27 protein-coding genes and 1 tRNA gene are annotated in these 22824 nt (G+C 49.6%); 16 read left to right on the top strand and 12 right to left on the bottom strand.

The genetic code is table 11. The features are described 5' to 3' along the window. Nucleotides 1–65 precede the first annotated feature (65 nt). Both AACY07_RS06335 and AACY07_RS06330 read left to right on the top strand, forming a co-directional pair. Nucleotides 66–305 (top strand): hypothetical protein, encoded by a 240-nt coding sequence (locus AACY07_RS06335; RefSeq protein ID WP_133077252.1) that lies wholly within the window; start codon nucleotides 66–68, stop codon nucleotides 303–305. 30 nt (nucleotides 306–335) lie between these two features. After that, on the top strand, nucleotides 336–1091 hold the full coding sequence (locus AACY07_RS06330; protein ID WP_339473992.1) for a TerC family protein: 756 nt from the start codon (nucleotides 336–338) through the stop codon (nucleotides 1089–1091). Between the two features lie 60 nt (nucleotides 1092–1151). Here the strand turns inward: AACY07_RS06330 and AACY07_RS06325 are convergent, their stop codons facing one another. Next, on the bottom strand, nucleotides 1152–1319 hold the full coding sequence (locus tag AACY07_RS06325) for a hypothetical protein (protein ID WP_219261487.1): 168 nt from the start codon (nucleotides 1317–1319) through the stop codon (nucleotides 1152–1154). A gap of 224 nt (nucleotides 1320–1543) precedes the next feature. On the opposite strand from AACY07_RS06325, the gene AACY07_RS06320 reads away from it, so the two are divergent. Further along, entirely contained in the window at nucleotides 1544–2221 is a 678-nt protein-coding gene (locus tag AACY07_RS06320) for a peptidase C39 family protein (RefSeq protein ID WP_445261357.1), read from the top strand. Here the strand turns inward: AACY07_RS06320 and AACY07_RS06315 are convergent, their stop codons facing one another. Beyond that, entirely contained in the window at nucleotides 2222–3505 is a 1284-nt protein-coding gene (locus AACY07_RS06315) for an NAD(P)/FAD-dependent oxidoreductase (protein WP_339473988.1), read from the bottom strand. Nucleotides 3506–3689: 184 nt separating this feature from the next. Here AACY07_RS06315 and AACY07_RS06310 point away from each other — a divergent pair. The 3 genes from AACY07_RS06310 to AACY07_RS06300 all read left to right on the top strand — a co-directional run bounded on the left by AACY07_RS06310 (nucleotide 3690) and on the right by AACY07_RS06300 (nucleotide 5574). Then, nucleotides 3690–3766, top strand: a tRNA-Val gene (locus AACY07_RS06310). A gap of 286 nt (nucleotides 3767–4052) precedes the next feature. Next, nucleotides 4053–4985: a hypothetical protein gene (locus AACY07_RS06305; protein WP_339473986.1), complete on the top strand. Its 933-nt coding sequence runs from the start codon at nucleotides 4053–4055 to the stop codon at nucleotides 4983–4985. Then, nucleotides 4957–5574: a hypothetical protein gene (locus AACY07_RS06300; RefSeq protein ID WP_339473985.1), complete on the top strand. Its 618-nt coding sequence runs from the start codon at nucleotides 4957–4959 to the stop codon at nucleotides 5572–5574. The genes AACY07_RS06305 and AACY07_RS06300 overlap by 29 nt, the downstream gene beginning before the upstream one ends. Before the next feature lie 13 nt (nucleotides 5575–5587). Here the strand turns inward: AACY07_RS06300 and AACY07_RS06295 are convergent, their stop codons facing one another. From AACY07_RS06295 to AACY07_RS06275, 5 genes are all read right to left on the bottom strand, one after another. Beyond that, nucleotides 5588–6724, bottom strand: coding sequence for a tyrosine-type recombinase/integrase (locus AACY07_RS06295; protein WP_339473984.1), 1137 nt, complete (start codon nucleotides 6722–6724; stop codon nucleotides 5588–5590). Next, on the bottom strand, nucleotides 6724–6957 hold the full coding sequence (locus AACY07_RS06290; protein ID WP_339473982.1) for a hypothetical protein: 234 nt from the start codon (nucleotides 6955–6957) through the stop codon (nucleotides 6724–6726). The genes AACY07_RS06295 and AACY07_RS06290 overlap by 1 nt, the downstream gene beginning before the upstream one ends. A 35-nt stretch (nucleotides 6958–6992) precedes the next feature. Beyond that, the gene (locus AACY07_RS06285; RefSeq protein WP_339473980.1) at nucleotides 6993–7223 is read right to left on the bottom strand and encodes a hypothetical protein; all 231 of its coding nucleotides are present in this window, start codon (nucleotides 7221–7223) and stop codon (nucleotides 6993–6995) included. A 163-nt stretch (nucleotides 7224–7386) separates the two neighbouring features. Further along, a complete protein-coding gene (locus tag AACY07_RS06280; RefSeq protein ID WP_339473979.1) occupies nucleotides 7387–7818 on the bottom strand; it encodes a hypothetical protein in 432 nt (143 codons plus the stop codon). 304 nt (nucleotides 7819–8122) lie between these two features. Next, on the bottom strand, nucleotides 8123–9076 hold the full coding sequence (locus AACY07_RS06275; protein ID WP_445261356.1) for a DNA cytosine methyltransferase: 954 nt from the start codon (nucleotides 9074–9076) through the stop codon (nucleotides 8123–8125). 42 nt (nucleotides 9077–9118) lie between these two features. Between AACY07_RS06275 and AACY07_RS06270 the strand changes: the two genes are divergently transcribed. Together AACY07_RS06270 and AACY07_RS06265 are read left to right on the top strand one after the other, a co-directional pair. Further along, entirely contained in the window at nucleotides 9119–9898 is a 780-nt protein-coding gene (locus AACY07_RS06270; protein ID WP_339473977.1) for a hypothetical protein, read from the top strand. 184 nt (nucleotides 9899–10082) lie between these two features. Further along, a complete protein-coding gene (locus tag AACY07_RS06265) occupies nucleotides 10083–10718 on the top strand; it encodes a hypothetical protein (RefSeq protein ID WP_339473976.1) in 636 nt (211 codons plus the stop codon). Between the two features lie 190 nt (nucleotides 10719–10908). On the opposite strand, the gene AACY07_RS06260 is transcribed toward AACY07_RS06265, so the two are convergent. Next, nucleotides 10909–11109 (bottom strand): hypothetical protein, encoded by a 201-nt coding sequence (locus AACY07_RS06260; RefSeq protein ID WP_339473974.1) that lies wholly within the window; start codon nucleotides 11107–11109, stop codon nucleotides 10909–10911. Between the two features lie 384 nt (nucleotides 11110–11493). Continuing rightward, nucleotides 11494–11679 carry a carbon storage regulator CsrA gene (csrA, locus tag AACY07_RS06255; RefSeq protein WP_339473972.1) on the bottom strand — a complete coding sequence of 62 codons (186 nt, stop codon included), beginning with the start codon at nucleotides 11677–11679 and terminating at the stop codon, nucleotides 11494–11496. Between the two features lie 162 nt (nucleotides 11680–11841). Between csrA and AACY07_RS06250 the strand changes: the two genes are divergently transcribed. From AACY07_RS06250 to AACY07_RS06215, 8 genes are read left to right on the top strand one after another with little or no spacing between them, the layout of a single operon-like run. Next, on the top strand, nucleotides 11842–13962 hold the full coding sequence (locus tag AACY07_RS06250; protein WP_339473971.1) for a phage tail protein: 2121 nt from the start codon (nucleotides 11842–11844) through the stop codon (nucleotides 13960–13962). A gap of 1 nt (nucleotide 13963) precedes the next feature. Continuing rightward, nucleotides 13964–14266, top strand: coding sequence for a hypothetical protein (locus tag AACY07_RS06245; protein ID WP_322151602.1), 303 nt, complete (start codon nucleotides 13964–13966; stop codon nucleotides 14264–14266). Then, complete coding sequence (locus AACY07_RS06240; protein ID WP_339473970.1) at nucleotides 14266–15120, top strand: hypothetical protein; 855 nt, start codon at nucleotides 14266–14268, stop codon at nucleotides 15118–15120. Before AACY07_RS06245 ends, AACY07_RS06240 begins: the two co-directional genes overlap by 1 nt. An 8-nt stretch (nucleotides 15121–15128) precedes the next feature. Then, nucleotides 15129–15770 carry a hypothetical protein gene (locus AACY07_RS06235; protein WP_339473969.1) on the top strand — a complete coding sequence of 214 codons (642 nt, stop codon included), beginning with the start codon at nucleotides 15129–15131 and terminating at the stop codon, nucleotides 15768–15770. Continuing rightward, nucleotides 15770–16102, top strand: a complete 333-nt coding sequence (locus tag AACY07_RS06230; RefSeq protein ID WP_339473968.1) for a hypothetical protein — start codon at nucleotides 15770–15772, stop codon at nucleotides 16100–16102. Before AACY07_RS06235 ends, AACY07_RS06230 begins: the two co-directional genes overlap by 1 nt. Further along, complete coding sequence (locus tag AACY07_RS06225; protein WP_339473966.1) at nucleotides 16089–16361, top strand: hypothetical protein; 273 nt, start codon at nucleotides 16089–16091, stop codon at nucleotides 16359–16361. The genes AACY07_RS06230 and AACY07_RS06225 overlap by 14 nt, the downstream gene beginning before the upstream one ends. A gap of 58 nt (nucleotides 16362–16419) precedes the next feature. Further along, nucleotides 16420–16953, top strand: coding sequence for a glycoside hydrolase family 19 protein (locus AACY07_RS06220; protein ID WP_339473965.1), 534 nt, complete (start codon nucleotides 16420–16422; stop codon nucleotides 16951–16953). Beyond that, nucleotides 16950–17477 (top strand): lysis system i-spanin subunit Rz, encoded by a 528-nt coding sequence (locus AACY07_RS06215; protein ID WP_339473964.1) that lies wholly within the window; start codon nucleotides 16950–16952, stop codon nucleotides 17475–17477. Before AACY07_RS06220 ends, AACY07_RS06215 begins: the two co-directional genes overlap by 4 nt. 133 nt (nucleotides 17478–17610) lie before the next feature. Here the strand turns inward: AACY07_RS06215 and AACY07_RS06210 are convergent, their stop codons facing one another. Genes AACY07_RS06210 through AACY07_RS06200 form a run of 3 tightly spaced genes read right to left on the bottom strand, consistent with a single transcriptional unit; the run spans nucleotide 17611 to nucleotide 22563 of the window. Continuing rightward, the gene (locus AACY07_RS06210; protein WP_339473962.1) at nucleotides 17611–18789 is read right to left on the bottom strand and encodes a response regulator; all 1179 of its coding nucleotides are present in this window, start codon (nucleotides 18787–18789) and stop codon (nucleotides 17611–17613) included. Then, nucleotides 18786–19244, bottom strand: a complete 459-nt coding sequence (locus AACY07_RS06205; RefSeq protein WP_339473961.1) for a response regulator — start codon at nucleotides 19242–19244, stop codon at nucleotides 18786–18788. The genes AACY07_RS06210 and AACY07_RS06205 overlap by 4 nt, the downstream gene beginning before the upstream one ends. Next, complete coding sequence (locus AACY07_RS06200) at nucleotides 19234–22563, bottom strand: hypothetical protein (RefSeq protein ID WP_339473960.1); 3330 nt, start codon at nucleotides 22561–22563, stop codon at nucleotides 19234–19236. Before AACY07_RS06200 ends, AACY07_RS06205 begins: the two co-directional genes overlap by 11 nt. Between the last annotated feature and the right edge of the window lie 261 nt (nucleotides 22564–22824).

The raw sequence follows: 22824 nt of genomic DNA, 5'->3' as shown, positions 1-22824 counted from the left end.
CCTCTAGAATCCCGCGTCATGCGCAAGCCACCCAGGTGGCCGCCGATTTAGAGAGGAAAATGATCATGAACATTAAACAATCAGGTGTTGCACTACTGTTGTCGGCAGGCTTGTTGCTCATGACCGGTTGCGATCAGGCAGAAAAAGCGGCGCAACAGATGTTGAGCAAAACGGCTGAATCCGCCAAGCAGGCCATTGATGACACCCACAAGGCTGCTGAGCAAGCGCTCAGCGATGCCACGGGTGGACTGATTGAAAAAGAAAAGCCTGAGCAAGAAAACGAAAAATCGTCAAAAGCTATCTAACCAGTCTTACTGCAGAGTCCGAGCACACCTATGGAATATCTTTTACAACTGGCTGCCAGCCCCGCAGCCTGGGTCGCTTTAGCCACGTTGATCGTGATGGAAATCGTGCTGGGCATCGATAACCTGATCTTTATCTCGATTTTGACCAACAAACTGCCTGAGCAGTACCGCACCAAGGCCCGTCGTATCGGTATCGGCATGGCGTTGATTCTGCGTCTGGGCTTGCTGGGTACCATTGCCTACATCGTTCAACTGACTACGCCGGTGTTTGAAGTGTTGGGCAAGGCCTTCTCGTGGAAGGACATGATCCTGATTGCCGGTGGTCTGTTCCTGGTGTGGAAAGCCACCAGCGAAATCCATCACAGCATGACCCCGCAGGAGGAAGAAAAAACCGAGAGCGTGTCATCGAAAGTGACCTTGGGTTTTGCCGCGGCTATCGGTCAGATTTTGATGCTGGACCTGGTGTTCTCCATCGACAGCATCATTACCGCGGTCGGCATGACCGAGCACTTGCCGATCATGGTGATTGCAGTGGTGGTGGCGGTGTTGGTGATGTTGCTGGCTTCGGAGCCCCTGGCCAAGTTCATCAATGACAACCCGACTGTGGTAATGCTGGCGCTGGCCTTCCTTATCATGATCGGCATGACCCTGATCGCCGAAGGCTTCGGTGCTCATGTACCCAAGGGTTACGTGTATGCGGCGATGGCGTTCTCGGCCACTGTTGAGACACTTAACATTCTGGCGCGGCGGGTACGGGAAAAACGTCAGGCAGCCCTGGTGAAATAAACGCACATTGCTGTTAAAAAGCCGTCCACCCTGTATGGGGTGGACGGCTTTTTTGTGGAGTCAATGTGCGCTTGCTGCGCCAGTTACCGGTTTTTCAGGGGTGTCTTGCGGTTTGGCCTGCACCTGCGGATGGTGATGGCGGCTGATGCGCATCAGGCCCCATAGCATGGCGCCAGCAACGGCCAGCCAGCCTGTGATCAGCAGGAAAATAGTGATTATCGGGCTCATCAGTGCCTCCTTTGTCCCCTACGGGCTCAAACACACACTAAGCAAAGGACAGTCTAGTCTGTGCAGTGTTGCAGTCTATTGACCGAAGGTCGTGCTGGACTAACCGATTTGCTCTATCACGTCGATTGGGCTGTGGCTTAAGGCTATACCTTGCCTAATTGGCGCCCTATGATCGACGGCCATGGCAGGCCTTGCGGTCTGGCGTTCATTCAAGGCGAGGGAATATGCAGGCTGTGACTGGATTGAGATCAGCACGAATGTGGCTGGCAGCGTTGTTTGTGTTGGCGATGGCGGGGTGTGCCAGTGTCGAGTCGCCCGAGTTTCGGCGTTTGCCGGAACGCGTCGAGCTCAATGGCGTTCCCTTTTTTCGCGGTAACGCCAATCAAGGCGCTCCGCAGACACTGGCCGGGATGCTCGGTGAGCAACGAATCAGAATCACCCCGGGCCTTTTGGTCAAGCCGCTGAAACTGCCGGGCGGCGAGGCGTCGTTGCAAGGCAACATAGAACAACTGGCCGCTGGCTACGGGTTGATGGTGTACCCGCTGGATACATCCCTGTCGGCGTTATTGGACCAAGTAGCGGCCGGTTATCCGGTCATGGTGCGCTTCAGCGACGGAATGCTCTGGTCAGAGCCGCGCTATGCAATGCTGGTGGGTTACAACCGCGCCAAGGGTACGGTGTTGTTGCGGGCAGGCATGGAGCGTCGACGCGTGATGGACTTCAAGGCATTCGAGTCAGCCTGGAAGGATGCCGGGGGCTGGGCAGTGTTGATCCTGTCGCCGACACAATTGCCAGCCAATGTAGACAAGGCGCGCTGGTTGAAAGTGGCCAATGACCTGTCCCGCTCCGGTCAGGAGCAGGCAGGGGTCACGGCCATCAAGACTCTGGGGTCGCACAACTAGTTAGAAGCCGAACTTGTCCCGCAGGCTGTAGTACCACGCACCCAAGGCGGTCAGCGGCGTACGCAGCAGTTGCCCGCCAGGGAACGGGTAGTGAGGCAAGTCGGCAAAGGCGTCAAAGCGCTCGGCCTGGCCGCGCAGGGCTTCGGCCAGTACCTTGCCGGCCAGGTGGGTATACGTCACTCCGTGGCCACTGCAACCTTGCGAGTAATAAATGTTGTCACCGATGCGGCCGACCTGAGGCAGGCGCGACAGCGTCAGCAGGAAGTTACCCGTCCAGGCGTAATCAATCTTCACGTCCTTGAGTTGCGGGAAGGCCTTGAGCATTTTTGGCCGGATAATCGCCTCGATATTGGCGGGGTCCCGCGCGCCATACACCACGCCACCACCAAAGATCAGGCGCTTGTCACCGGACAGGCGATAGTAGTCGAGCAGGTAATTGCAGTCTTCGACGCAGTAGTCCTGGGGCAGCAGCGTTTTTGCCAGCTCTTCGCTCAGCGGCTCGGTCGTGATCACCTGCGTACCGCAGGGCATGGATTTGGACGCCAGTTCAGGCACCAGATTGCCCAGGTAGGCATTGCCCGCAACGATGATGAACTTGGCCCGTACCTTGCCCTGGGGCGTATGCACCACAGGATTGGCGCCGCGCTCTATGCGAATCGCTGGTGACTGCTCATAAATCTTGCCGCCCAGCGACTCGACCGCGGCCGCTTCACCCAGCGCCAGGTTGAGCGGGTGGATATGCCCGCCGCTCATGTCCAGCAGCCCGCCCTGATACTGGTCGCAGGCAACCACTTCACGAATCCGGCGCTGATCCAGCAGTTCCAGGGACGTATTGCCATAGCGTTCCCAGAGCTTCTTTTGAGCTTCCAGATGACCCATCTGCTTGCCAGTAATCGCAGCAAACACACCGCCGTCTTTCAAATCGCACTGGATCTGATACTTGGCCACGCGTTCACGAATAATCTTGCCGCCTTCGAAGGCCATATTCCCCAGCAGTTGTGCCTGCTTGGCTCCCACCGTGCGCTCGATCACATCGATATCGCGGCTGTAGCTGTTAACGATCTGGCCGCCATTGCGCCCCGAGGCACCGAACCCCACCTTCGCGGCCTCCAGCACGGCGACCGAGAAACCGGCCTCCAGCAAAAACAGCGCACTCGACAGCCCGGTGTAGCCGGCGCCGATTACACAGACGTCCACCTCAACCTCGCCCTGCAGGGCAGGGCGCTCAGGAGTCGGATTAGCTGAAGCCGCATAGTAGGACTGGGGATAGTGAGTGTTCGACATTCTGCAGCCTCTGTTTTATATTTTTTACGAGTGAAACCGATGCTACCTGAGTTGAAATCCCCCCGCCAGCCACTGGCGAATGAGCTTTTTTGCGGGAAAAATAAAAAATTCGACTATTCATAGGGTTAGCTGCAAAAAAGGTGTTGACACCCCTCCGCAAATCTATAGAATGCGACCCCACAGCAGGCACGTAGCTCAGTTGGTTAGAGCACCACCTTGACATGGTGGGGGTCGTTGGTTCGAGTCCAATCGCGCCTACCAAACAAAATCCGCTCTGCTGGGCGGTCTAGAAGGGCTCACCGAAAGGTGGGCCCTTTTTTGTTGTCTGCGATTTGCAAAACTTTTGCAAAACTTTTGCAAAACCCTCAACCAAAAGCCACAACCTAGTCGCTCTCCTGTGTGGACATCCAGTTCAGTCTTCTGCCTCGATCTGTCTATAATGTCACTTTGGTATCTCGTCTCATTAGGTGCTAAATTACGTTTGTCAATGCTGCATAAAAATTAAATAATTGCCAGCCATATCAGTGTCATAAGGAAGTGAATTGGGATGCATGTATCGAAAAATTTTGGCTTCTCATTCTCTACCGATAAGAGTGATATTCCGCTTTCAGATTTCTTTGATTCTTTAATTACAAAAGATATAAATTTTTCTCTTAAAACAGGGAATTCTCGTCGCATTATAATAGACAGCGATGATAAGTTCTTTTATGGTGTCGTTATTACGATAAAGAATCAGAAAAGTTATGCTTCTCTGATAAACGATAAAGGTCAGGTTAAAGTTAAGATTTCTGATTTGGCTGATCTTGAAAAAATTGCCGAATTCAATTTTCTAGTCATAAATAAACTTAATGGTTTTGGCTTGTATCAATACCATCACGGGGCTTGTACTCTTTCTAACTTTGCGTCAATGATTACTTCTCTTTATCGGCGAGATCTTGAGGTTAAGAGAAAAGCTGAGTTGGATTCATTGCCTGGGGATGCTCCTGAAAAACAAAAAAAAGCAATTAATAGCCGATTCTTCCGCGGCTTAGCTTTTGATGTGTTAGTACAGGCCAGAGATATTGAAAAGGTTCTAGAAAAATATAAAGAAATTCGCTCCTTCAAATATGAAGTTGCTTCGGTAGAGGCGCACCTAAGCGACGATTCTCCATTTTATGGAATGGTATCAAAAGCTCGTCATCACGTAAGTTTTGATAGCACCGTTGACTCGAATCTGATCATCAAAGGGATTCAGGGCATGATGTCCACAGTCAAGGATAGGAGCGCACGTGTCGAAGTTCTTGATGATGAGGACGAGCCGTTTTCTGTTAGGCTCATGGACGTTCCCATAAACTTTGGCGAGACCCAATACGACAGCTTCATGAAAGGGCTCGCCACCCTTGACTCTGCAGATATTAAGGGATGTGGTCTTATTAAGGCGCTAGTTGATAAATGCGAAACGGAGTACGCTCATGTTTTCTCTAAAAAAGTTGCGTATTAGACACAAGGAGCGGTGGGTTATACCTACTGCTGGTGTCATAACAGTAGCCTTGTATGTTGCTTTTGTGCTGATTGCCACTAAACCCACTAGTGTGTCGGATTTTATATGGCTTCCCCCAGGTACGACTCAAAAGGTTTATAATTTTTATGCTAGTAACTTGCGTGGGAGTTTTTTTACAGGCTTTTTAGCTCTTGGCGGTTTTTTGATGTCAGCTAAGACCTTCATAATTGTTAATATGAAAAAAGAGGTGTACGACTCAAAAAAGTATGAAGAGACATGGCTTAGTGGGCTTAAATTGAATGGTGCAAGTAAGTATTGGACTTTGTTTTATCCGCTTCGTCGGCTAAGTAATATTATTTTTTATACAATCGCATTTTGCTTCATTGCTTCCATAGCTCAACTTACCGTTGGGCTATTTAAAGCTATTCCTGCCATCTTGATCTGTTTTTTTCTAGTGGTTGTGGCAATATGTTTCCTGATGCTGTCATTGTTTTTGATCAAGAAAAATCTTACTACCATGTTCGATCACCTCGACGAGAAAAGTTTGAAGACAATGGAAGAAGACCGTAATGGAATCCTCCCCAAGTAACGGGGGTATCTAATCACAGTCTCAACTCAGCGCTTACTTCAGCGTACTCGATCGTTTTGTCGCCATGCCCCTCCTGATAATGTTTCGTCATCTTCGCGTCCGCGTGGCCCATCAGCCCTTGGATGTAATCCTGCGGGAAATTCTGCTGCTCGTATAGCCAAGCCCCTAATGCGCGAATCTCGTGAAAGGTGGGCCGCTCGGTTGCTGGGATATGGTCATACGCATGGGCAGCATCCCGGGCTTTGCTGAACTCGTTGCTCAAATAGTTCGGGGTAACTGAGGTCCAGTGATCCTTGGCGGCTATCTGCTCGCGCCTTCTCGCCTTGGGCCTGTAATGAATCAGGTAGGGCGAAGCCACAGGGGAGCGCAGACATTCGCTCACAACCTCTCGCAGGGCTTTGCCCATCTTGATCTGTAGGTGGACCGGTTTGTCATAACCCTGGGTCTTGCCGGGTGAAACCTTGATCGTGTTGTTCTCAAGGTCGACCGAAGACTTGAGCCACGAAACGATATCGTCACGCCGCTGCAGGCTGGCCAGCGCCAAGCGGATGGCGCGTTTCAACCAGAGTGGTGTGGTGTCCGCGTCCACAATAGTCATCAGGCTCGCCAGCGTGTGTCGCTGACGCTTCTTCTCAGCTTCCTTTTTGATCAGCGTCAGCTCGGCCACGTTGCGCTCAGCCAAGCCCTTAGCTACTGCGAAGGCAAAAATCTGGATCAGCAAACCGCGGTGCTTGGTGTACGCGTTGTTGCTGAAGCCGTCCAGGTACTCCGCTATAGCAAGCACATCGAGTTGGCCGACTAACTGATCCCCCAAGTCCTGCCGGTAGCGCTCGAGCTTGAACTTGATCTCTACCAAGGTGCGAGCGGCATACCCGCGATCTTTCAGCCATTCGGCCTCAAAGCGTTCTATCAGGTTGCGCATTGTGGGCAGGCGATCGCCTGTCAGAATCATAAGCAGCTCCCCGTCACCGGCCATCACAGGGGCCAGCTTTGCATTGGCGGCCCTGGCCAGCTTGATGGCGTCCTCCAGTGGGCGGTTAATGCTGGTCATCAGGCCGGTGATGGGATTGCGGTACCGCCAGTACTTGCCGTTGGGGTAGAGGTTGGGGGGGAGCTTGCGGTTCTTGATAGTGCGAGGCCGAGAAGCCATTACCCAAGCTCCAGCATCTGAGCCAGCAGTGGATCGTTCGAGCCCATAATTGCGGCCTGCAGGTCTACGAAATACATCCCGCCTTTTACCTCTCCCAACACTTCGCCTTCCTCTATCCATTTTTTGAGTTGTTGCAGGCTGGGCTTACCGCCTGCGTAGCGCAGTTTTCTGTATTCACTGGCCTCCATCAATCGAGGGAGGCGGGCAGTGATCTGAGCAATGACTTTTGCCATGTCTGATTCCTTTCCCCGGGCGGGGTGATGGTGGGCTAGGAAGCGAGTGGGTTCTTGCGGAACACCCAGTCGTGCCCGCATTGGCGGCAGCGGCCACAGAGGCGGCCCGTTGCTTTTAGGGTGTCAGCTGGTGTTACGGCGCTGATCTTTCCGGCTTGCACTTCATAATGTTCAGTGCCAACAAATTCTTCTTTGATTTGCATGTTGCGGCCGCCGCAACGGGTGCATCGGGCATCGATGTACTCGCCGATTTTTTTAACAGTCATCCCTTCTTCCTTGCGCGCCGCGCTAACGCTTCGGCTTGGCGTAACTTGCTGCAGTTGGTGTGGTTGCCGTGTGCGCGTGATCTGTCGCATTTATCGCAGATGGTTTGCAGGTCCAGCGGCCGCATGAGGGCGCCACGAATCTTTACTGTTCGTCGGAGGGCTTTCATGTTGCCTCCGTTATGGCCTGTCGGAAGACGGGTAGGGCTCCGGCTTGCTCGCGTACAGCGTGCATTCCCTCAATGTCGTATCCCCAGATGTTGCTGTCATCAAACCGCTCAGGCCCGAGATAGCCAGGGTGCATTGGTTCGCCGGTGCGGATGTAATCTCTGAACCCTTCAACGAGTGACCGAAGCGTGCCGCCATGGCTGAAGCCACGCCACCGTCCACCCCAGTTTGTTTTGTGAGTGAAGATCCGCTGGGAGCTGTGGTCATCGATAAACCAGACCTTGCCGCGCTGATCCACTTCCATACTGGCGTAGCGGTTTGCCGCTTGATTTAAAAAGAAACGCCGGCCGTGACTGCCAATGATTCGAATCACTTGGTTAATCTGCTCGGTGCGCTGTTGCTTTAAGGTGAGTTTGCTTTCTTTAGGCATGGGGAGTCCTTGCCGGGCCGTACCCGGGAGGTGGAGTGGGTAAATATCGGCTACAGTTGGTCGATCAATGTGGGGAGGCGTATATGCTTTGCTTCATTTGCGGAACCGAATCACTCGATCACGACACGGCATACGGCGGTAGGGACGTTGGTTGCCCAAAGTGCGGCCGGCACATCATTAGTGGGAACTTGATAGCGGCTATGGCGGGTGGCTATGCGCCCGATGTCGAGGAAGCACGTGCAGTGCTGAATCGCATGCGTGACCGTAGTGAGGTTCCGATCCTTTCGACTGCGGATATACAACTTCATCGGCTTCCCAATTGAGCCAGTAAACGCTGGCCAACCCAGCGAACCACGGTGACGGCTTTAGAGTTGCCAATCGCCTTGTAGCGGAGACCGTCGGGGCATTTGCTGGCAGGCTTACCGCGCCAAGAGATCTGCGTGTAGTTGTCTGGAAAGCCTTGGCATCGTTCCCACTCAATCACGCTGGTGCGGCGAACGCCTTCGGGCTCCAATACATAGGCCTCTCTGTCATCGAGAGCGCCTCCCCCTTTAGCCGTGAGAGTAGGATGAAGTGACAACTCCTCCGGCCGTCGCGGCGGGCTATCCCGGCGAGTGCCTTCTCGCTCAAAAAGTACCTCAAGGGGATCAAACCCGTTTCGAGCACTTGCGACAACGAACACACGACGGCGTCGTTGGGCCAGACCGAAATATTGGGCGTCCAGGACCCTCCATGCGATTGTTCTTTTGGGTCCATACACACAACCAGCGTCCTGCCACTTTTTCCCTGAAGGCTGCAGTTCGCAGTCTTCCCCAGCAAGCGCGCCAAGAAAACATCCGAAGGCGTTCCCTTTGTCGCTGAGGACGCCGGGGACGTTCTCCCAGAGAATAACGCTGGCGGGCTTTCGCTGGCCGGCGCGAACATAGTCAACTGCATCTGCAAGCTCCACGTATTTAATTGTAAGGGCGCCGCGCGGGTCTGCTAGGCCTGCGCGCATCCCTGCAACACTGAACGCTTGGCAAGGTGTGCCGCCGACTAACACGTCTGGCGCTAGAATTTTTCCGGACAGCACTAGGGCGCTAAGTTTGGTCATGTCGCCAAGATTTGGTGTGTTTGGATAGTGGTGGGCAAGTACTGCCGATGGGAACGGTTCTATCTCAGAATACCAAGCCGCCCTCATGCCCAGCGGGTGCCAGGCTTGGGTTGCGGCTTCGATGCCGCTGCAGACGCTTCCATAAATAAGCATGGGAACCTTCATGGGATTTTGTTAAATTCGTAAATATTTCGAGGGAGAGTTTCTGTGAGTTTTAGGAGAGATGATTTAGCGTATATCGGTGCGCTACTTGCTGCAGTTTCAATTGTGTTGGTGGTTTTCGGTGTTTATCTAGCTAAGTTCCCGTTAGGTTTTTCGCAAGAACAAGAAGTTTGGGGGCAGTTTGGTGATTACGTTGGGGGGTTGCTAAATCCGACATTGTCATTCTGTGCGTTTGTAGGGCTGCTTTTAACTTTGAGGGTGCAAAGAATTGACTCGGAAAAGGCGGAGTTACGTCATGATAAACAAGAGTTTGATAATCGGGTTTTTCAGATGCTCTCGCTTTTGCATTCATCAATTAGTTCTTTGAAAATACATGGCTCAAGTCCTATTTCAGCTACTGGAATAGCTTTTGAAAGTCATGCGGCTATAAGTTATGCATGGTGGGCTTTGAATAAAAAATTCCAGGGTATGAATAACTCTTCGCATCTAATATATCAACGAGCTACAAATGTATTTGTAGCTTGGAAGAAGGATTACTGGCAAGGTTTTGCCAATTATTATGAGCAAGTTTCGGTGATTATTGATTATGTTGATCAAAATGCAGACGGTGATAATAGGAAATTTGCATTTCACGCATTGAGGTCACAGATAACTCTTGAAGAGCGCTGTATTTTATTTTATCTAGTGGTGCTGTCTGGCTCGACGAAGCATTTTTTGGTGCTGGAAGAGTATGGTTTTTGGAAAGAAGAAGTTGAAGATTGTCTGGCGCCACTTCATGAGGATCTCATATTTTCAATGAAAAATAAGTTCTCTGGTGATGTTTAAGTTGGTGGGTTGAAATTTGCTATCTAATTGGCGTAGAAATTGTTTTTTTGGTGTTGGTAGAGTGCGGAAATTGTCGTGCGCTGAGCCAGAAATTTTCAGCCAAAATGACTAAAATTGGTTAGGTAGCGATAATAGTGTTTTGGATTTAGAGTTTTAATTTGGATTTTTATTTTAGGGAATAAAAGTGAGTTCGAAGAGTTTTTGGGATGTGGTGTTGGTGCTGTTTATTTTAATAGGGGTTTTTTTTGCAGGGGTAGTTTGGGCGCCTGCATTTGGGATGTTTGAGGGGGTCAAGACTTACCTTGAGTCGACTAGTTATATAGCAACATTTATTGCTTGTGCAGTAGCTGTGTCGTCATTGACAGCGTGGAAAAAAACTTTTGTAATGCAGTCTAAGTATGATGGCGTTAGGGGTATTAAAGTTGCCTACCAAAACTTGAAGGTTATAAGAGGCCTAATGGTTGATTATGCGAATTATCATGCTGCGCAAGTTTGTCTGTTGGAGGGAGAGGATGATAAGCAGAAGCGCTATGAAAATAGCTATTTATTGTGGATCGAAAATTTGGCAATTTATTCGGTGGCTTGGGCTAGCGGCTCGCACTGTCTAGATGACTCTATGCTTGTTACTGATTATGATCCTAAATTGCTAAAGAGGATCTTTTTTGAATATAAGTGTGAGTTTGAACATGTTTTTTTAGTTGGGGAGTTTGGTGGGGAAAACTATAATGATTATGTTGAGGGTAAGTGCCAGAGGGTCGATGATTTTTTGATGAGGGGGGATGTGTTGTTATCGAGTGCTTTAATGAGAGCTCTTAAGTAATCAAGTCCCCCCCCCTCTTAGGGACTTTTTAGCGTTAAGTGAGCTGCGTGCGGATGAGCTTTACACGGGACGACCAAAGGAACCTGTACCACGGTGAATCCCAGTGCCCAGTTTTGTAGGGGCCTTCCGAATGGTTTAACGTCGAACTGCTCGGTTCTGACACTCAAGTGCTCGAGCCTGACAAGTTTCGTTACGCGGTAATGACTATGCTAGTCGGATGTGTGCCCTCGATCGCAGCAAAGGTATTGCTGGCGTCTAGCTTGCCGATATAACGCGGGGCAAACGGCAAGGGAATCAAGTTCTGTTTTTTGCGGATCTCGTCAGTGGCCGGATGTGTATGTGCGAGTATCCTTTCTTGAGAGGTGATGCACTGGGCGATTGATGGATGCATGGTCGATCCTCGACTTGGGTTGCGGGTATTCGTCAGCGCTCAGGCCTTGCGAGAAGGGAGGGCTGACGAATAACTGCAAGCATGAAAAAGCCCAGTCGAAACCGGGCTGTGTTGCTCTCTTAAAACGCCACCGTATGTAAGAGCCTGGCTGTGCGGGCGTGCCCGTCACGGTTTATGAATGCATGGCAGAATCCTCCGATTTGTTCGTCATGGGAGTAGGGGTGTGATGCAGGTGTCCAGCGTCTGCTGGGTTGGCGTCCGCATCGGTCTGTACTCTGGCCGGAATATGCCGAAGATCAGACCGATGCGTCTTGGTGCTGGGGAGTACCAGGGGCTCGGGCAGTTAGCGACAGGCTGTCGTGGCGCTGGTTGATTCGTTGCTTGTTAAGCCGCGCTGTCTATCTCGCGTTGTGCCTGGATTCGTTCGTAGACTTCTTCGCGGTGAACCCCCACATCGGCTGGTGCGGTGATGCCGAGTCTTACTTGCTGCCCGCAAATGCCCAGCACCTGAATGCTGATGTCGTCGTTTATGCGGATGGTTTCGCCTACTCGTCGGGTAAGTATCAACATGATGATGCTCCTTGGTTTGTTGTTCCTGTGCGCCGGGCTGGCGCTAAAAGGGAGTTAGCCGGTCAGTTCTGGCACTTCGGCGCGGCGCACCAGGCGCATTTCGGCGAAGCGCCGTTCTGTGGGGCGACGGTCGCGGGGGACCATTTCACTGCCGGTGGACGTGTGGAGGGCACCAAACGGGTGATTACCCTCGACCTTGCCGCGCAGATCCAGCCCGAAGACCGCCTGATCCTCAACCTGCCCAGCGGCAAGACCGAAGGCCGTATCGTCAAATCAGTGGCCGGGCACGAAGTCACCCTACTGGCTGACTATTCTGAGCTGCCGCAGCCCGAAAGCAGCTGGTCGGTTGAAAGCGCCGACCTGGCCGTAATGCGTTTTCGAGTGCAAACCATCGAGCCCCAGGGCCTGCACCAGTTCGAAATCAGGGCCGTGCAACATGAGCCGGGCAAATACGATGCGATCGACAATGGCGCCCGCATCGATCCGCAACCGATCAGCATCATCCCGCCTGGCGTGATGAGTCCACCGGACAACATCCAGATCGAAGCCCGCAGCAGCATTGCCCAAGGGCTGGCGGTTACCACCATGCGCATCAGCTGGAATGCTGCGAAGGGAGCGGTTTCCTACAACGTCGAATGGCGCAAGGACAGCGGAAGCTGGATTAGGTTGCCATCAAACGGCACGTTGGGTGCTGAAGTCGAAGGCGTCTACAGCGGGCGGTACATTGCCCGTGTCAGCGCCGTAAACGCCTTGGGCGTGGCCTCGGTGTGGGGCAGCAGCATGGAAGTGTTGCTGGCCGGCAAGTTGGGATTGCCGCCGGCGGTGACTCACCTAACCACCCACAGCAAATTATTCGAAATCGGTCTTAAGTGGGGCTTCCCGCCGGGAGCAGAAGACACCCAGCGCACCGAAATCTGGTACAGCCCATCCAACAGCCTGGAGAACGCCACCAAACTGTCGGATCTGGCCTATCCGCAGAATGATCACCGCCTGCAAAGCTTGGCCGCGGGCGCGCAGTTCTTCTTCTGGGCGCGTCTGGTAGACCGCACCGGCAATATCGGGCCGTTCTTCCCTGAGATAAACGGAGTGATGGGACAGGCCAGTGCTGAGGCTGGGCCGGTGCTGGATTTAATTGCTGGGAAGATTGGCGAAACCGAGCTGGGCAAGGAACTGCTGGATCGGATCGAGATGATTGATGGCGATGGTTCAGGCTCCGTGAATGAGCGTCTCATCGAAGCCAAAAAGGAACTGGAAGGCCTGATCGGCGAAATCACCGATGCACTGGAGTACGACAACGCCAAACCCTATGCCTCGGGCGAAGTGGTACGGCTGGGCAATCGGCTGTTTCAGGCGATCGCAGCCACCACCGGCCATCCGCCACCTGACGCCACGTACTGGCTCGACATGGGCACCCTGGCCGAAACCACCAATGCCTTGGTGCTGCAGGTACAGAAGAACTCGGCAAGCATCATCGAACAGGACGGCAAGATCACAGCTCAAGGCAAGCAGATCAGCGCAATTGACGCCAAGGTCACTGACCCTGAAACAGGGTTAGAAGCCACGGCCAGCGGCTTGAGTTCACTTACCAGCACCGTAGAAACACTTGACGGCAAAGTCACGGCAACGGCTGAGAAAGTCGATGGTGTGTATGCGTTAATCGACTCCGGTTCTGCGGGCGACGAGAACGGCAGCGCAGGGGATGAGCGTGCATCGGCTGGCGCAGAGTCGTTGATGTCAGTGATTGCCGAGCGCGACTTTGCCCAGGCCGTGCGTACCGACCGGGTTCAGGCTGAGGTGGGGGAAACATCCGCTGCAGTGGACATCGTGAGCAAGGCCCAGGCTGAGTTCGAGGGTAAGGCCAGCGCCATGTGGTCGGTCAAAATGCAGGTCAATGCCAACGGGCAACTGGTCACAGCTGGTATTGGGCTGGGCATCGAAACCAACGCTGAAGGTGTTTTGCAGAGCCAGTTTTTGGTTAGTGCGGATCGCTTTGCGGTGGTGGGTGCGCTGGCGGGTGGGGAGGTTTTTACACCATTCGTGGTTGAAAACGGTCAGGTGTTCATGGGCTCTGCGTTTATTCAGGACGGCACGATCACCAATGCCAAGGTGGGCGACCTCAGCTCAACAGGATGGGTGGCAGGTCTGACAGGCTGGCATTTGGGCAAGGATGGCACCTTTGAAAATAACGGCACAAGCAGCAGTGGTGGGCGAATGGTCCAAACCAGCACTTCAATTCGCATGTATCACCCCAATGGTGTGACTGCCATCGATCTGAGTCTATGACATGACAGGATTAACCATCAAAAATACGGATGGCCAAGTCATCCTTGATATGACCAGCAACATCAGCCAGAACTTAGGCAGCGTGATCACTAACGGGGTCAATGGCACCATTCAAATTCCGCATCCACCGGCAGGGAAAACAGCTTACTTCTCAGTGGCGCCACTTGTGGACATGAACAGGTCGAAAGGAAAGCGTCCTGGAGTAACGCTAAATGGCACGACTTTAAGCTGGCAATATTCCTATGCGGGAAACGGTTGGGGATTCTTTTCTGCCAATTGCGCAATTTATTATGGCTATTATTGATGGCTAATTTAATTGTGAGAAAAGAAGACGGAAGCCTGCTATTTGATACTGATAAAATCGCATACGGTTTGGTTAAAAGCGGATATCTATCCTATATAGAAAGCTGGAGCAGATATGTCTGTACTTCGAGCGCCTGCAAAAAAGATCCCAGCTGGGGTGGGAATTGGTCTGCCTCAGGCCCTGCTGATGCTATGTATGGGTTTACAGTTGTAGGCGCCAAATCGCCGATTGTGTTCATAACAGGTGGAGGGGCTTTGGCAGGCACAAAGGTAGTTGGCGACTCGATGACCTTCTACTATGGCGGTGCATCATTGGATAGTAAGTTTTATTGCTTTGATCTTATGCGCGATGGAGGCGCTGGTCCCGCGCTTAGAACTTATAAAGCTGATGGAACCCTTACGTTTAACTCCAGGCAGGCGCCATTGAATGTTATCGCGAATATATCTCCTCCGGGTAAAGGAGGAGGGGCTAACAGCAATATACCGGGATGGTCAGTTACTGCTTATGCAGGAGGGTACAATTCTGTACAAGGAAATATAATTAAAAGCTCAGTAACTATCCCTATTCCTGGAGAGGCCGAGGTTGCGGCTTTCCTTCCTTGGAGTCGGGCGGTGACATGCGCGGCCCGCGTTATCGTAAATATGCCCTACCAATGTGCTTTGACCGAGGGCTGTGCGGGGTTAGTAGGGGGGATTAAGTTTGAATTCATAATCTCCGCTGAAACCACATGGGGTCAGTTACTCAATAGCTCAATACCTTCGGAAAGCCCTCTCTTTCGAGATATACCCGACATCAGGCCTTCGGCTCTCGTTATCCGAACAAGTGGCCTTCCTTTTCCATTCAGCATAGGTTGATATACATCATGGCCTGGCAAGAAATTATTTTGGGCACGCCCCCCTCTGGCTTCGGAGGTGATCCGCCGCGGGTTGCCAGCATGAAAATCAATGCGATGACAAAGGAGCTGTATGCGGAGGTCGAGAGCCTTGGTTCGGCCGACGACGTAGTACCCATTGAGAAAGGCGGTACAGGCGGTACTACGCAGGAACTGGCTCGCTCTGGACTGGGTTTAGGGTCAGCAGCTGTTGCGAATCTGGTGGGTACGATGGCTAGCGGTGCCATTATTGAAAAAGGCTCCAACGCTAATGGCAACTTTATAAAGTTCGCAGATGGGACGATGTTGACGTGGGGTGCGCAACTTAGAAACGTCACCACTTTAGCCGGACAGGCGGCAGCTTGGGATGATGGAAGTCAGCAGCCGGCGCCCTTCTTGGAAGGGTCTGGCAATGTACAGACCACTGTCTCATTTGGTTTTTATGTAGGCATTAATGGTGCAGGAGGTCTGCTTTACTGTGCTATGCAGCATTACAATAATGGTGTGAACTGGTATCACTCGGGAGTGAATATGGGGGTCAGTCCATCTGCTTCACATCCGTCTTTTGTATACGGAAGTATTACGTCTCTGTCCTATGTGGTTTCCTTTCAATCAATGGGAAGGTGGAAATAATGAAAATCACATTAAGTCCTCAGCGCAGAGACGATCTAGTCACTTATGAGAGGTCAAACGATTCACTGATGGTGAATGGTGAACTCTTCGACTTGTCCCTAGTTGAGGAAGGCGATATTTTGCCAAGAAATGCCATTCAGTCAGAATTTTTCGCCGGGGATGTAACTCGAGTGAGTGGCAAGCTTGAGTTGACTCTGATCCTGCCAAACCCTGCGAACTATAGTCCCCTGCAGGCCTTTCCCGCTCCCATCATTGTCACCAAAAATGGTCTCGTTGAACTACCCAAACCTTTGGCTGACACAACCAAGGAGTCAGTAGATGAGCAATATTGACTGGTCAAAACTGCGCAAGGCTGCAGATATCAGAGCTGAGGCTGATGCTGCACGTCTGGCTCCTTTAATCGCGGCGGAGGTCCAGTGGACAGAGCAGGAGCGCAAGTTCGCAGCTGAGCAACTTGAAGCCATTGAAGATGGCGAGCAGGGTGTGGGTACTGAACGCCAATGGCGTGATTATCGAACCCAGGTTCGAGCCTGGAAGCTGGACGCCGAAGGCTATCCCGATTCAAGCCAACGGCCAGAACGGCCAAGCTGATCCGACCAGCTACACCGAACCCCGCCAAGTGCGGGTATTTTTTCGCCCGGAGAAAGTCATGCCCATCACTGCGCAGCAACTGCTGCAGATCCTTCCGAACGCCGGCCCATTTGCCGGCGTTTTTGTTCCTGTCTTAAACACTGCTATGAACCGGTACCAGATTATTGGCACCAAGCGCGTGGCCGCATTTATCGCTCAGATTGGCCATGAGTCCGGCCAGCTCAAATACGTCAAAGAAATCTGGGGCCCAACGGCTGCCCAAGCCAAATACGAAGGCCGCAAAGACCTGGGCAACACCGTGGCTGGCGACGGCTCCAAGTACCGAGGACGTGGCCTGATCCAGATCACCGGCCGGGCTAATTACATGGCGTGCGGCGAAGGGCTGGGCCTTGACCTGATCAAGCAGCCCGAGCTACTGGAAAAGCCACAGCATGCCTGCATGTCGGCGGCATGGTTCTGGGCGACCAAGGGCCTGAGCATACTGGCCGACGCGGGCCAGTTCGACAAGATCACCCAGCGCATCAACGGTGGCCAGAACGGCGCGGCGGATCGGCAGGCACTGTACGCCCGGGCGCTCAAGGTTTTGGCGTGAAGATCGATGCGGTGAAGTGGGGCGGGGCGCTGCTGATCATCTTGGCCCTGATGGCGGGTAGCGCGTGGGCCGCATGGGAGTGGCAGGCCAACGCCTACGGCCAGCAACTGGCCGCTAAGGAAGCCGCCTACCAAACTGAACGCACCGATCTGGCCAATACCAACTCCGCGCAAATTCTGGCAGAGCAGGGCAAGCGCCTCGCCCTGGAGCAATGGCTGGCAGCCAGTGACCAATCCCATTACCGAGCCCTGACCGATGAGAAAACCAAACAGGCACGCCTGCGTGATCGTCTTGCTACTGCTGACCTGCGGCTGTCAGTCCAACTCGACGCCGCCGCAGCAACTGGTTGTAACGCAGTGCCAGCCACCACCCGCACCGGCGACGTGGTTTATGGCGCCCATAGAGCCCAACTTGACCCAGCGCATGCTCAGCGAATTATCGGAATCACCGGCGACGGCGATCAAGGACTGATCGCGTTGCAGGCGTGCCAAGCGTATGCTAAAAAAATGTCAGGAACACAATAATATGAACTGCAAACTCAGTCACACGCAATTGGTGTTACAAGATGGTGTGTTAATGCTTTCTGTATAGGACCTAGAATATAAAAGGTCGAGGTTTAAGAAAGCTGTTAAATAAACAGCTTTCTAGGAGTTATATTTACCTAAGTACCAAGTATGAAAGCAGTCCAGCTGCCAAGATGTAGGAGAGTGGTTTTATTTTTTCAATGATCTCAATTGTCTTCTCAAATATAGCATCATTTATAAAAGAAGGGCTTCTGAGGTCAATATCTTTAATTTTTGAGTCTTCATTAAATACTATGGGGAGCCAATTTTCAGACATAAAATCTTCGCCTTTGAAATATAAGCTGTGTCCGCCATTGTGGAAGCGATTAGTTAAGCGCTGATCATTCATTCCGTGAAAACCAATGCGGCCGGCCATTCCTACGCCTAACACAAATGCGCAACTTCCACATACAGGGAGATCTCTGTCTCCGCACTCGTTTATCAAGCTGGAGTTTGGGTGTTGTTTAAGAAAGTCGAGGTTGTCTCGTGCTCGGAGTACACTGCCACTTAAAACTAAGGTGAGTTTTTCGACTTTGAGAGTTTCATTCATTATGTTTTTTAATGCATTGGCAACGAGGTAAGTTCCAAAGCTGTGGCAGAATATAACAACTTTTTTAGATTTGGTTTCCTGAAAAAAATCGGTTAGGTGTCTTGCTAATCTTTTGACTTCGCGCTTTCTTAAAAAAGGAATTAGAAAGGAGGCTGCTGAATAGTATCCATATTTGTAATTGCTGAAATGGATATCATCGGTTTTCCCATAGATAAGAGCCTTTAATCTTGTTTGCCAGTCGCCAAAAGTTTGAATTCCATGAACTGTTACGACGCTTGTGTGGCGCTGTTGTACGGTTCTTGAGATTCTGGAGAGTAAGTTGTAGTTTATGACGTCAGTTATTTTTTTCTTCCATGCGTCTTGGTTGGTTGCTGCTTCGATTACAACGGAGCATTTTTTTTCAAACTCGTCTTTGTATATGCCAATGTCTTGAATGTGGGCGGTGATGCCGATAACGATCCCCGGCTTTTTTAGGAAAGAAGAGCGAGATATTTGATCTAGTAACATCAGGCCATTATCAGATGACGCTGTTTCAAATGCCCGCTTAGGGAGGACAACATCTAGAATTAATATGTCGAAATATACGCTCTTTAAATACTTTTTGGCGTCGTCAATGTTTTCGGCAAGCGTAATAGATTCGATCTCGTTGATTTTTTGAGCGTTAATATATAATTTGAGTCGCTCCATCCTTTTTTCATCGTCATCTATTATCAATATTTTCATTTTGCTAGCGATCCTAGTGCTGCTGAGATTTTTTCTTTCCATATGCTTTGAGAACTATCGTAGTATATGAGCCCTAGATAGGCCTCCCCGCACTCGATGCGGAGCTCATCATCAATAGTTATTAGTGTTTGAGAGTGTCCCCGTTCACTAAAAGATTCAAATTGCGTGATAAAAAGAATTTTTGATTCTATTTTTCGCCGTATTACTTTCCTTGCAATTTCTCTCCCCCCGAATGTTCTAAATCTACCGCCAGATTCTGTGGCACTTTTGTCATATGTTGGTAAGCTCATATCTAATAAAATAACATCATAGACATTCTCAACCACCCGCTGGCAACCAGCAGTGAATGAGTGCGCCTCAACGACTGTCCATCTAGGGAAGTTCTCTTTCAGGAATGTGATAATTTTGCCACGTTTGTGGTTGTTATCCTCAACTATTAATATGTTATTCTGCATAAGTAATTTGAGTCCTGAATAGTTTGTTCTCTATATCGATGATGACGTCAAAGTTACTGCTTATTGTTCTAAGTTGGTTGAAGGCCTTACTCAGTCCAGACCCCCCTTCTAGTCGCATCATATGAAGAGAAAGTGGTCCTTTCATTTTATCGGTGATTTGGAATATTCTGTCAGAAGTTAGGCTGGCAATTTTTGCCTCGCTCAAGTCGTTCTGTATTATGATATGCCAGTTGGCTTGAGTCCGTTCTGCACTAACTTTAATTTCGGTACTATGGGCATAACCGCTATGTCGGCAAGCATTCTCCAAAATGTTAACCAGTGCAACGATGAATGCCTTAACATGTGGCCCATCTAGTAGTACAGAAGAAAGGCATGAAGTGTCTTTCTCGATTTGTAAACGAAAACCGCGAACTCTTTCAAAGCATTCGATTGAAATATCGATCAAGTCTTTGAATGAGCGTTCAGTTGATGCATATTCAGTGTTGCGCTTAAACCATTCGGATACAGTTGTTATATCTTCTCGAATGTCGCTTTTGGTCTGGATGAGCGATGTCATTAGCTCAACTAGCGCAACGCCAGACTTAGCCTCGTTAATTCGACTTATAAGTTCGTCAAACAGACGGTCCACCTTGTTAGTAAAGTCGACATTCAGCCTTTCACGCATTTCCTGCATGCAGTTTTCAGTTTTGTCCCATAGTGTGGTTATAAAAAAATCAAAGAATTCATCGCTAGTCAGTGATACGTCTGCGATTGTAAGGAAGATTTGAAACTCTTTAGAATTTGTACTGTAATGGAAGACCCTATTGGTTTCCAGGTCGGTGGAGGATACATTCATCCATTCTTCAGCCTCAGCTATTAACTCGTTGAAACTGGCAGAAAACCAACCTAGATGCTTATCAATTTTGCCGAGTATATCTTGAGCAACCAACGAATTCGCGCTTAGCCAGTATACATTGGACTTGTACTCGCCGGAGTCATCAATTTCGGTTAGAAGATTTGCCTCCTCGAGTTTGGATCGCATAAGATTAGAGAAAAAGCCATGTCTAATTTCAGCGCTTAGATTTTTATCCAGTCCATGTTTTTCGTCATACAGGAAAGCGTTTTGAATTAGTTGTAACATTTTAAGCAAAGTAGTATTTCGATCGCCGGCAACAACGGCTTTTGTTGCTTGGCCATCAGGGGTTACAGCGCCCAAGCGAATAAGCTTTTCCTCTTTTTCAAGCTTCATAGTTTTAAATAGCGAGAGTAGTGAAGATAAGTCCTCTGATATGATTCGTTTCAAGGCACTTTCGTTGACATCAATTTTGGCAACGTTAAATTCGGTTGCCCCTGTATCTATCACAACCTGGACTACTATGTCGTCGACTTCAGCTCTGTGTTGCTCAGAGTCAATAACTTCAGCGTCTCGCAAATAATCGATTATTCTAACTCTTTCGGCTCGAAGATCATTGCTATCGCTGAACGATCCTAGAAAATCCATTGTTTCAAAACTGGATATGTCGCGGAAAAGGACCAGGGCCCTATCATCTCGAATGTCTAGTTCTTCGAGCAGTTCACTAGGCCTACTTGTGCCATTTATACCAAAAAATTCTTCATATGTTTCGTTAAGAAGATAGTCCTTGGTGGAGTCAACTTTTTTCACATAATAGTAGACAATTATCACTGAGTTCAAACTGCATTCAGCCTCTTGCTCAATATAGTCTATTATTTTTTTCATTGGGAAAGCGATATATGAATTAGGGTTTTTTGCAAGAGTGCATGCGCATAGCTCCATGAGCTCAAGAAACTTTTGTGTTCTTATATAATAAGCTGATACAGACTCAAAAAAATCCTTTGGTAGAGGGATTATGTTGAAGTGCTTTTGTAGCTGTAGTAGCTCGTCATTGCTTTCGTCAGAGCTTTCTTGGAGTGCGGATCTTAATGTTCTATGGAGAGGAAGAAGTGATTTGTTAGTTAAGTACTTATGAGTGGATAGAGGATCCATTTCTGTGGCCAAAAGTTTGGCCAGAGGTGTAGATTCTACGGTGGTAATAAGTGCTGTTTTAGAAAGCCACATCCAATCAGGTTTAGTGTATCTTAGAGGCATGCTTTTATACAGGCATAGCTGCAGTTGATTGCTGCCGGTAAAGTTGTGGAGCAGTGTTATAATGGCTGAGATTTTATCTTCGATTTGATTTGGTGGCGCTGAGAGTTTATAGAGATTTGCGAGGTTCTCTATTAGTTGGTATATTAAACCAGGCATTGATGTGAGGTGCGGAGGATTTGTGATTGCAACTGCTTTAGCTATAAGGTTTACAAAAGCAAGGGGTGTTTCAATTTCATGAAATTGGTTGACGAAAAGTTGTATTAGGTCTTCGTATTTTTCAGTTTCATAAAGGGTTGTTAGCTTTGATGAAAGGCTATCTGTATTTATGTTGCTTGGCTCTAGGCGAGAGAGAGTTGGGAGGCTTTTGTCTTCGATTGCGATGCTTAATGTATTGATGAATTTTTGGAATTTTTCTTGATACTCGTCATTTGCTTCTGGAGTTGCAATTATTTCAGTAGAAAGTTTCACGAGTAGAGTGTACTGATCAATTGCGTTGAATGCCTGCAGGGTTGGGAAGCACTTTAATGTGCTGGCAGCATCAAACATCGGTCGCGGTACAAAAAATAATCTTAATAAGTCAGCCCATAGACTGACAGATGCATTGTCTAGTTCTTTGACGCTATTTAAAACGCGTTTTTTTAAATGAAGTAGTGGATCACTAGCTACCAGTAAAAAGCATCGTATTAGGAAAGATATAAAGTCGTCTGTGCACCTATTGCTGCATGACTCCGCAAAGTCTTGCATTTCTTGAAGCCTGCCTTTCAGGCTTAATATTAAAATTTTATTGCGAATGTACCAAAGAGATTCGCCAATGCGCTCAGTAATATCCTCAAGAACTGATAGGGCTTCATCTAATTTCCCCTCTAGAACCAGTGACTCAAACCGTCTTCTAGATTTTACAAATTGATTGATTTCATTAGCGTGAGCCGTTATTACGTGACTGGAAACTTCGAGTGCGCGATCTATGTTGGAAAAGTAAAAAAATTGATTTTTGTAAAAGTCTTCTATTTTGGTTTTAGATGCGTTGAACAAATTTCGGACGCGTTCCTTCTCATATAGGTCCGTAAGTTTCTCTGTAAATGAATCCTGCGTATTGTCATCTAGGAAAAATGCCACAGCACTAGAAAATTGGTCGTCACTTAAAATACTAGCTGTCATTCGGTTTGCTATCAATTGATAGGCAGTTGGCTTTGCTTGAGTTTTTCCAGTTCTAAATTTTCGATGCTTTGCCATGGATCTCTACTTAACTTTTTTTGGAGGATTCATTGTTGGTCTTGTACGTATTTGTGTTAATTGATTGCATCTAGAGGGATGTGATAAGTGTAAATCTCACCGCTATATGAAGATAAAAAAATAACTGGAGCAATTGAGTTTTCATTTAGGCGAGCCACAGACGGAGATCGTTTTAGACATATTATTTTGTTCAGTTCTTCGAGTGACATCATTATGCCTTCCTGTCTGTGTTAGCTACCTTCTACCACATAATGAGCAGAC

It is taken from the genome of Pseudomonas sp. RL_5y_Pfl2_69 (genome assembly GCF_963970465.1).
GTDB lineage: Bacteria > Pseudomonadota > Gammaproteobacteria > Pseudomonadales > Pseudomonadaceae > Aquipseudomonas.
The sequence above is the reverse complement of the archived record's forward strand: the minus strand, read 5'-3'. Positions and strand labels throughout refer to the sequence as shown.

Excerpts from the sequence above, each read along its gene's own strand:
- AACY07_RS06240 (WP_339473970.1), top strand. The coding sequence starts at position 14,266 with ATGGCTAATTTAATTGTGAGAAAAGAAGACGGAAGCCTGCTATTTGAT.
- AACY07_RS06295 (WP_339473984.1), bottom strand. The coding sequence starts at position 6,724 with ATGGCTTCTCGGCCTCGCACTATCAAGAACCGCAAGCTCCCCCCCAAC.
- AACY07_RS06220 (WP_339473965.1), top strand. The coding sequence starts at position 16,420 with ATGCCCATCACTGCGCAGCAACTGCTGCAGATCCTTCCGAACGCCGGC.
- AACY07_RS06315 (WP_339473988.1), bottom strand. The coding sequence starts at position 3,505 with ATGTCGAACACTCACTATCCCCAGTCCTACTATGCGGCTTCAGCTAAT.
- AACY07_RS06275 (WP_445261356.1), bottom strand. The coding sequence starts at position 9,076 with ATGAAGGTTCCCATGCTTATTTATGGAAGCGTCTGCAGCGGCATCGAA.
- AACY07_RS06280 (WP_339473979.1), bottom strand. The coding sequence starts at position 7,818 with ATGCCTAAAGAAAGCAAACTCACCTTAAAGCAACAGCGCACCGAGCAG.
- csrA (WP_339473972.1), bottom strand. The coding sequence starts at position 11,679 with ATGTTGATACTTACCCGACGAGTAGGCGAAACCATCCGCATAAACGAC.
- AACY07_RS06225 (WP_339473966.1), top strand. The coding sequence starts at position 16,089 with ATGAGCAATATTGACTGGTCAAAACTGCGCAAGGCTGCAGATATCAGA.
- AACY07_RS06210 (WP_339473962.1), bottom strand. The coding sequence starts at position 18,789 with ATGAAAATATTGATAATAGATGACGATGAAAAAAGGATGGAGCGACTC.
- AACY07_RS06205 (WP_339473961.1), bottom strand. The coding sequence starts at position 19,244 with ATGCAGAATAACATATTAATAGTTGAGGATAACAACCACAAACGTGGC.
- AACY07_RS06330 (WP_339473992.1), top strand. The coding sequence starts at position 336 with ATGGAATATCTTTTACAACTGGCTGCCAGCCCCGCAGCCTGGGTCGCT.
- AACY07_RS06325 (WP_219261487.1), bottom strand. The coding sequence starts at position 1,319 with ATGAGCCCGATAATCACTATTTTCCTGCTGATCACAGGCTGGCTGGCC.
- AACY07_RS06260 (WP_339473974.1), bottom strand. The coding sequence starts at position 11,109 with ATGCATCCATCAATCGCCCAGTGCATCACCTCTCAAGAAAGGATACTC.
- AACY07_RS06235 (WP_339473969.1), top strand. The coding sequence starts at position 15,129 with ATGGCCTGGCAAGAAATTATTTTGGGCACGCCCCCCTCTGGCTTCGGA.
- AACY07_RS06335 (WP_133077252.1), top strand. The coding sequence starts at position 66 with ATGAACATTAAACAATCAGGTGTTGCACTACTGTTGTCGGCAGGCTTG.
- AACY07_RS06320 (WP_445261357.1), top strand. The coding sequence starts at position 1,544 with ATGCAGGCTGTGACTGGATTGAGATCAGCACGAATGTGGCTGGCAGCG.
- AACY07_RS06285 (WP_339473980.1), bottom strand. The coding sequence starts at position 7,223 with ATGACTGTTAAAAAAATCGGCGAGTACATCGATGCCCGATGCACCCGT.
- AACY07_RS06305 (WP_339473986.1), top strand. The coding sequence starts at position 4,053 with ATGCATGTATCGAAAAATTTTGGCTTCTCATTCTCTACCGATAAGAGT.
- AACY07_RS06300 (WP_339473985.1), top strand. The coding sequence starts at position 4,957 with ATGTTTTCTCTAAAAAAGTTGCGTATTAGACACAAGGAGCGGTGGGTT.
- AACY07_RS06245 (WP_322151602.1), top strand. The coding sequence starts at position 13,964 with ATGACAGGATTAACCATCAAAAATACGGATGGCCAAGTCATCCTTGAT.
- AACY07_RS06290 (WP_339473982.1), bottom strand. The coding sequence starts at position 6,957 with ATGGCAAAAGTCATTGCTCAGATCACTGCCCGCCTCCCTCGATTGATG.
- AACY07_RS06230 (WP_339473968.1), top strand. The coding sequence starts at position 15,770 with ATGAAAATCACATTAAGTCCTCAGCGCAGAGACGATCTAGTCACTTAT.
- AACY07_RS06200 (WP_339473960.1), bottom strand. The coding sequence starts at position 22,563 with ATGGCAAAGCATCGAAAATTTAGAACTGGAAAAACTCAAGCAAAGCCA.